General features: G+C 44.0%; 10 protein-coding genes and 1 other annotated feature. Of the genes, 4 read left to right on the top strand and 6 right to left on the bottom strand.

Annotated features, from left to right (window positions below):
- Window positions 1-117: 117 nt before the first annotated feature.
- Window positions 118-348 (bottom strand): hypothetical protein, encoded by a 231-nt coding sequence (locus FS666_RS18445; RefSeq protein ID WP_144463304.1) that lies wholly within the window; start codon window positions 346-348, stop codon window positions 118-120.
- Between the two features lie 7 nt (window positions 349-355).
- Window positions 356-607, bottom strand: coding sequence for a hypothetical protein (locus tag FS666_RS18440; protein ID WP_144463302.1), 252 nt, complete (start codon window positions 605-607; stop codon window positions 356-358).
- Window positions 608-886: 279 nt separating this feature from the next.
- Between FS666_RS18440 and FS666_RS18435 the strand changes: the two genes are divergently transcribed.
- Complete coding sequence (locus FS666_RS18435) at window positions 887-1,351, top strand: Hsp20/alpha crystallin family protein (RefSeq protein WP_144463300.1); 465 nt, start codon at window positions 887-889, stop codon at window positions 1,349-1,351.
- Here the strand turns inward: FS666_RS18435 and FS666_RS18430 are convergent.
- Window positions 1,346-1,576: a hypothetical protein gene (locus FS666_RS18430; protein WP_120068767.1), complete on the bottom strand. Its 231-nt coding sequence runs from the start codon at window positions 1,574-1,576 to the stop codon at window positions 1,346-1,348. The two genes, FS666_RS18435 and FS666_RS18430, sit on opposite strands and share 6 nt — an antisense overlap.
- A gap of 59 nt (window positions 1,577-1,635) precedes the next feature.
- Between FS666_RS18430 and FS666_RS18425 the strand changes: the two genes are divergently transcribed.
- Window positions 1,636-2,043, top strand: a complete 408-nt coding sequence (locus FS666_RS18425) for a hypothetical protein (protein ID WP_144469105.1) — start codon at window positions 1,636-1,638, stop codon at window positions 2,041-2,043.
- Between the two features lie 6 nt (window positions 2,044-2,049).
- Window positions 2,050-2,475 carry a hypothetical protein gene (locus tag FS666_RS18420; protein WP_144463296.1) on the top strand — a complete coding sequence of 142 codons (426 nt, stop codon included), beginning with the start codon at window positions 2,050-2,052 and terminating at the stop codon, window positions 2,473-2,475.
- 80 nt (window positions 2,476-2,555) lie between these two features.
- Here the strand turns inward: FS666_RS18420 and aspS are convergent, their stop codons facing one another.
- The 3 genes from aspS to FS666_RS19950 form a co-directional block, all read right to left on the bottom strand.
- A complete protein-coding gene (aspS, locus tag FS666_RS18415) occupies window positions 2,556-4,319 on the bottom strand; it encodes an aspartate--tRNA ligase (protein WP_144463294.1) in 1,764 nt (587 codons plus the stop codon).
- A gap of 16 nt (window positions 4,320-4,335) precedes the next feature.
- Window positions 4,336-5,601: a histidine--tRNA ligase gene (gene hisS, locus FS666_RS18410; protein WP_144463292.1), complete on the bottom strand. Its 1,266-nt coding sequence runs from the start codon at window positions 5,599-5,601 to the stop codon at window positions 4,336-4,338.
- Between the two features lie 65 nt (window positions 5,602-5,666).
- Window positions 5,667-5,896 (bottom strand) — a binding site (T-box leader).
- Window positions 5,897-5,949: 53 nt separating this feature from the next.
- On the bottom strand, window positions 5,950-6,126 hold the full coding sequence (locus tag FS666_RS19950) for a hypothetical protein (RefSeq protein WP_164876249.1): 177 nt from the start codon (window positions 6,124-6,126) through the stop codon (window positions 5,950-5,952).
- 138 nt (window positions 6,127-6,264) lie between these two features.
- Here FS666_RS19950 and FS666_RS18405 point away from each other — a divergent pair, with 138 nt between their 5' ends.
- Window positions 6,265-7,530, top strand: coding sequence for an N-acetylmuramoyl-L-alanine amidase family protein (locus tag FS666_RS18405; RefSeq protein WP_144463290.1), 1,266 nt, complete (start codon window positions 6,265-6,267; stop codon window positions 7,528-7,530).
- The last annotated feature ends 100 nt before the right edge of the window (window positions 7,531-7,630 follow it).

The following is a 7,630-nucleotide window of genomic DNA, read 5'->3' as shown; positions in this document are numbered from 1 at the left end:
AAAATGAAAATACCACAGTCCAAACGACCGTGGTAGACCCAATAATATACTTTCTTATCTTTTTAAAAAGGCGAACCGTGAAAAGGTCCGCCCTTGAACGTTTGTATATTTACCATATTAAATTACACTTGTTTTCTGGGCATTCGTATCATTGACATCTTGGTCATTGACAAGGTTGAGCGGGACATTCGTGATTGCAAAATCCCCGTTTTCTTCCCCTAAACCATAGTTTTGCTTATTGCTCAGAAAAACATCGAAACGCGCAGAGGCTGCCATGTTTATAGGTGCATTTCGATCTAATGTATTCACTTTAAACGCCAACAAGTTTATGACTACAGGTCCAAACACCAGTATCTCACCCTTTCCCCCTCTTCATAGGCAGCGCGTTAAAGGTGGACGGGGAATCCACTAGATCGCGGTCATCAACAAAACTTTGCGGACTTAAAAAGGCAACGTCGTCTCCTAAATTCTGTCCGAACCCTTGCGTTTTCTTATCATGATTATTCCAATCAGCTAATAAGCTTTGGCCTATATTAACAGCAGAAGCGTTTTCAAAGGAATTGATCTTTAACATGAATATATTAATATTGATTGATGTCCCTCTCATGCCCCTCCCTCCTCCTTTTAGTGAATATATTACGAAGCCCTGCCATTTATGTGGTAAAAAACAAAAGCCAATGCAATCCATTTAAAGAATCAGTGTAATGAATGGATTATTGCACTAATACATATATAAAAGGATTAAAACAATAACGTTAAATCTGCACTGCGGAACTAGTGCCGGCTTGCGTGAACTTCCGGTTCGGCCAAGTCCTGCTTTTCGAACATACTTGAGCTATCATCCTTCCTGTCTGATTGAAAAGATTGACGTTTGGAGGTAGGAATAATGGACCTGGAAAAACTAAAACAGTGGATGGAAATGGCGCAAAAATATCAAAACGGGAATTTCTGGGAGTCCATTTTTGACCAATATAACAATACAACGGAACAAACTCATCCAGGGAATAAAATGCCATCACAACCAAGTAAAACTTCGAAGCGATTTCCTTTAGTGGATATTTATTTAACAGATATACAAATTATGGTCATCGTTGAACTGCCGGGTCTCCAAAAAGAAGAGGTTCAACTATCGATCTCAGGAAATAAATTGCTTGTCAAAGGCGTAAGCAAACAGACATTCGTATCAGGGTCTCCCTATTTGACTGAACGGCAGTATGGGGAATTTGAAAGACTCATTGAGCTGCCGGAACCTGCTGACCATAAAGACATTCAAGCTAAATTTGAGGGCGGGCTTCTATTTGTTACATATAAGAGAAGATATACCCGGCATGAGAATATTCCTATCCTATAATGGTCTCCTTTTTACGACATTGTAATCGATGAAATCGGAATCCTCCACGATTGAAACGGGGTAATCTTGTATGACTCCATCGCCGCTTTGTTCACCAAACCCCTCAGCACGATGATTGAAGACATGGTTGCCTTGTGAATGTGTACTGCCCAAAGTAACGGAAGAATTCCTGTCCATTGTCCGAATGTGCAAACCATGTAACCCAATGGTAGTTTTTGCTTTCATTTTGAACATCCCCTTTCATTTTTTGGACAAACTCTTTTAAACAATAAAGGTGTGAAATGATGATGCCTATAAAAGGTTTATTCAATCGAAATGAAAATAATGAAGATGAAATACAGATTCTCAAAAAAAGAGTTCAGGCATTAGAGCAGCGAGTGAATAAAATAAATACATTGGATGTTCATATGAAAAGGCTGCTCAAACTGGAGAGCAAATGGCAAAAAGAGAGCTTTTCCTCCAAATATGGAAAAAGTGAACATCAAGAACTGCCTCAAAGAGATAAAAAGGAAGAAAGCAATCAACGGGAAGCTTTTACTGCAATGGAAAAGCGCTTTTATTTACAAATATATACGTATATTTCACAATCATTAGCTCCGATTCAGGAGAAAATAAACCGTATGGAAGATCAAATAACCGGTTTGGAAAGTGATTTTGCCATGATGAAGGAGAGCATAGAAGAATACAGGTAGCAAACGATGGAACTAAAGAACGAATTAGAAAAAATGAAAACCGCTTCCATTCCGAAAAAGGAAGAACAGCCTGTTGTCATACGAGAAATAAAAGTCGATAAAATTTTATTGGATAAATACGAACAAAACAATAATTTTGCCAACTTGGGAATCAAGGATTTAGGCGGACAGCTCAATATCGGGACAACATATGGAACAAGCACTCTGCCGGCGGAAATTGCCGAAGACATAAAAGCTGACTTCGAAAGCTTTAAGCAAGATAGTGAAATGGATGAGACAGAGAATATAGAGGAGGAGTCCGGTGCGGAAGCCGGAGAAGAATCGAGTGAAGACTCCAGCTGGGATTCCAGCATGGAATCCGGAGAAAAGTCCAGTAATGACCAAAAAGCTGATGATGATGACGGCTATTTTACAGACATTCCCATTAAATGACGGAAAGGAGGCCTGCTTACACGCAAGCCTCCTTTCCACTTTGCAACAATGCCTTTCGGGGAGAACAAGGCCTTGTTTTTTTATTCTCCGATTTTCAGATGGAGCTCTTTTAATTGCTTGCTGTCCACTTCGTCCGGTGCTTTCATCAGGAGATCGCTGGCACTTGCTGTTTTTGGAAAAGCGATCGTATCTCTGAGGCTGGACCGTCCGGCAAGCACCATGACCATTCTGTCAAGGCCAAGCGCAATTCCCCCATGAGGAGGAGTGCCATATTCAAACGCTTCAAGCAAAAATCCGAATTTCTCCCGGGCTTCTTCTTCCGAGAAACCAAGGGCCTTGAACATTTTTTCCTGGACATCTCTTTCAAAAATCCTTAATGATCCCCCGCCGAGTTCATACCCATTCAGGACAAGATCGTATGCTTGCGCACGCACACGCCCAGGATTTGTTTCAAGGTACTTGACGTCTTCCCTGACCGGCATTGTGAATGGATGGTGTGCTGCTGTATAGCGCCCTTCTTCCTCATCATATTCCAGCAGCGGCCAGTCGACGACCCAAAGGAAATTGAATTTGCTTTCATCGATAAGCCCAAGCTCTTTACCGAGCTTCAATCTTAAGGCGTTCAGCGAATCAGCCACCACATTCTTTTTGTCTGCCACATATAAAACCAAATCTCCGGCTTCAGCCTGGAGTACAGTCGTAAGCTGCTTTACTTCCTCTTCATCAAAAAATTTGGCGATCGGCCCTTTGATGCCGTCCTCTTCGACTTTCATCCAGGCAAGCCCTTTTGCCCCGTAAATGGCAGCAAATTCACCAAGCGCATCGATATCTTTTCTGGAATACTTTTCCGCAGCCTGTTTTACAACAATGGCTTTAACCTGGCCTCCAGATTCAACTGCTCCGGAAAACACCTTGAAATTCGAGTCCTTTACGATTTCAGAAACATCCTGCAGCTCCATTTCAAAACGGGTGTCAGGCTTGTCGGAACCGAAACGCGCCATCGCCTCATCATATGTCATGACAGGGAAAGGCTCAGAAACATCAAGGCCTTTCACATCTTTCATGACTTTAACCATCATTTTTTCTGTCATGTCCATAATTTCCTTCTGGTCCATGAAGCTGGTTTCAATATCCACCTGTGTGAATTCAGGCTGGCGGTCCGCCCTTAGATCTTCGTCCCTGAAACAGCGGGCGATCTGATAATACTTGTCAAATCCACTGACCATCAAAAGCTGTTTGAACAGCTGAGGCGACTGCGGCAATGCATAAAACTCGCCCGGATGGACACGGCTCGGAACTAAGTAGTCCCTTGCCCCTTCTGGAGTGCTTTTTGTCAGCATCGGTGTTTCAATATCAAGAAATCCATTCTCATCCAAGTAATTCCGGATCGTTTTTGTAACATCATGCCGCATTTTGAACACTTCGAACATTTCAGGCCGTCGGAGGTCCAGATAGCGATATTTCAGCCGGATGTCTTCCGCTGCATCCGTCCTGTCCTCTATCATGAACGGAGGTGTTTTCGCTTTATTGATAATGGCCACTTCGCTCGCGATCACTTCAATTGTCCCGGTCTTTATTTTGGGATTAAAAGTGGATTCATCCCGCTTGACCACTTCACCTTTTACGTCAATAACAAACTCGTTTCTGATTGTTTCGGCAGTTTCCAGCGCTTCTTTCGATACCTCCGGATTAAAGACAATTTGAACGACACCCGTACGGTCACGAAGATCGATGAAGATCAGCCCGCCCAAATCGCGGCGCCTCTGGACCCAGCCTTTTAAATTAACAGATTCCCCGATTGCATTTTCTGTCATTTCTCCACAATAATATGTTCTTCCATACATGAGCAGACTCTCCTTATCAACCTCTATTTAAAAATTCAACAATGTTTTCAAGCGGAACATTTTCCTGTTCACCCGTTTGCAGATCTTTTATAACCGCTGTACCATTTTCCAGCTCATCTTCCCCGATGATAAGGGCAAACTTGGCATTTATTCTTTCGGCAGCCTTGAATTGGGCTTTCATCTTGCGTCCCATATAATCCTTCTCAGCGGAAAGGCCTTCCCGGCGAAGCTTTTGCAAAAGCGGAACAGTATAGTCCATCGCTTTGTCCCCAATTGCAATAATATAGCAGTCAACAGCCTCCTCGTGGGGAAGAGCGGCCCCTTCTGCCTCAAGCGCGCTTAAAAGTCGTTCAATGCTTAGCGCAAAGCCGATTCCTGGCTGGTCCGGACCGCCCACATCCTGTACAAGGCCATTGTACCTTCCTCCGCCGCATAAAGTGGTGATAGCGCCGAACCCTTCCGCCTCACTCATGATTTCAAAAGCTGTATGGTTATAATAATCCAATCCTCTTACAAGTGTCGGATCCACGACAAACTCGATTTTCATGTCAGTCAGATGTTTCTTTACTTTTTCAAAATATTGACTTGATTCTTCATTTAAATAATCAAGTATGGAAGGGGCAGACTTCATCAGCTCGTGATCCCGGTCCCGTTTGCAGTCCAAAACCCTTAACGGATTCGTTTCAAGACGCTGCTGGCAATCATCGCAAAACTCTCCGATCCGCGGCTGAAAATGAGCGACCAGCGCGTCCCTGTGCGCTTTCCTGCTGGAGCTGTCACCCAGGCTGTTAAGGACAAGGCGCAGCTTTTTCAAACCGAGCTCCCTGTACAGCTCCATCGCGAGTGAAATGACCTCCGCGTCAATGGCCGGATCATCGCTTCCGATCGCCTCCACTCCAAATTGTACAAACTGCCGGTAACGGCCGGCCTGCGGACGCTCATAACGAAACATCGGCCCTAAATAATAAAGCTTGACAGGCTGGACCGTTTGTCCGTACATTTTATTTTCGGCGTAAGACCGCACAACAGCAGCCGTCCCTTCCGGGCGCAGCGTCAGACTGCGGCCGCCCCTGTCTTCGAACGTGTACATCTCTTTCTGGACAATATCTGTCGTATCGCCGACACTCCGCTGAAATAGTTCCGTATGTTCAAAAATCGGTGTCCTGATCTCTTTGTATAAATATCTTCTGCATATGTCCTTGGCCTTTTTTTCAATAAACTGCCACTTTTCCACCTCGCCTGGAAGCAAATCCTGCGTACCTCTTGGTATTTGAATAGACAAGCTCATATCTCCTTTCTATACAACAGATAAAAATAAAAAATACCCCCGGTCTCTTGTTTCGTAAAACAAGGGACGAGAGTATTCCCGCGGTGCCACCCTTTTTAAAAGTGGTCTTCCCACTTTCACTTTTTCACATAACGCCGTTTGCGTCCTTCTCCTACTGGGCAATAAAGCTGTTCGAAGCGGAATCCTAAGGAGTGTCTTTCATCGGGGCTATTTGCGGAAATATTTTCAGCCTGGATATTTCCTCTCTGCCCAAACGGTTCCCGACTACTCTCTCCCTCACCGGATGAACTATCTGTAATTTATCTATATAATCATACGAAGGCAAACCGTTTTTGTCAACGTTTAACTGCGTTCGAGCTCTCTTTTTAATAATTGGATTCCGGAGTTGTCCCATCCGGATTCATGCATCAACAACTCCGGCATTTCGCCGGACCCATTTTCAAGCAAGTTTTGTAAATCCAGTCCGTCTATATTTGGCAAAGCTAATCCCGCGCATCGGCCTTTTTCACTGATCCTCATAGAATTCCTCCCGAAATTGATATTCATTTATTATTCCCATTGCAGAAAAATTTAATGATGAACAGCGGCTTTTTTTGCACTTTTTTATTTTTACTCCTCATGCGATAATGATTACCAAGAGAGAAAGGCGGTATATCCGTGGAAAAAAAAGATTTATTGATGATTCTTGCACTTATTTTTATAATCGCCGGTTGCGGCAAGGATCCGTCATCCATCGCCGAAGACACCGAAACCGCCACAATTAGAGGTGAAGTGGTCAATGTCCGCGAAAAACCCGGCACATCCTATCCAATCATTACCCAAATAAAAAAAGAGGAAACATACCCTGTAATCAAAGAAAAGGACGACTGGTATGAAATCAAACTGCCTTCGGGTGAGACCGGCTGGATTGCCGGCTGGCTGGCATCCAAAGATACGGCAAAATTACAGTCAACAGAAGGCAGCATCGCTGTTCAAAACTTGAATGTCCGGTCAGAGCCCGGCATAGAAAGTGATATTCTCGGTAAATTGAAAGAAGGGGACAAAGTAAAGATTATTGAAGAGAGCAACGGGTGGAGCAAGATCCATTTTGAATCCGGGACTGCATGGGTCAGCAGCGAATATGTTGATAAAAAGGATGCCGGGGGAAAAAAAGCAAAAAATGAACCGGCGAATATAATGGTTCTTCACGATCATTCAAATATAAGGAAGAAGCCTGATATCAAATCAAAAGTTGTCGGACAAGCATACGCAGGCGAAGTATACGAAGTCATTGATCAAAAAAACGGCTGGATGGAAGTGAAGACATCCAAAGGGAAAAAAGGATACATAGCCGGCTGGGTCGTTTCAACGACTGACAGGCCTCCCAGCCAAAGAAGGTCAGGAAAAGGGGTATCCGGAAAGCTTATCGTCATTGATGCAGGACATGGAGGCAACGATCAGGGCGCTGCCGGAAAAAACGGAACGCTTGAAAAATACTTGACAATGAAAACTGCAAAGCTCCTTGAAAAAAAACTGGATAAAGCCGGTGCCCAGGTCGTGTTGACAAGAACCGGCGACAAATATGTCCCCCTGTATAACAGGACAAACATAGCCTCCGAAAACAGGGCAGATGCTTTCATCAGCCTGCATTTTGACAGCATCGACGACGCTTCCGCCTCAGGCCACACGACTTATTATTATCATTCATATGAAAAGCGGCTGGCTGATACAATCCACAGCCATTTGTCCGAGTCAATCAAATTGAAAGACCGGGGATCACAATTTGGGGATTATTATGTGATGAGGGAAAATACCCAGCCGGCCGTCTTGCTGGAGCTCGGATATGTGAGCAATGAAGATGAGGAAAAAATCATTAAAACGAAGAAATACCGTGAACAAGTTACCGACTCGATTGTCAAAGGACTTCAGGATTTTTTTAAATAAGAAAAGCGCAAACGCCTTGCCCATCGACGTACAGACCGGAGTGCCTCCGACGAGATAAAGGAAACACGGCGAGGAACGAGCCGATGTTGACTTATCGTAG

It is taken from the genome of Siminovitchia fortis (genome assembly GCF_007681465.1).
Lineage (GTDB): Bacteria > Bacillota > Bacilli > Bacillales > Bacillaceae_C > Siminovitchia > Siminovitchia fortis.
Note: the sequence above shows the minus strand (reverse complement) of the source record. Positions and strands in the feature narration are given on the sequence as shown.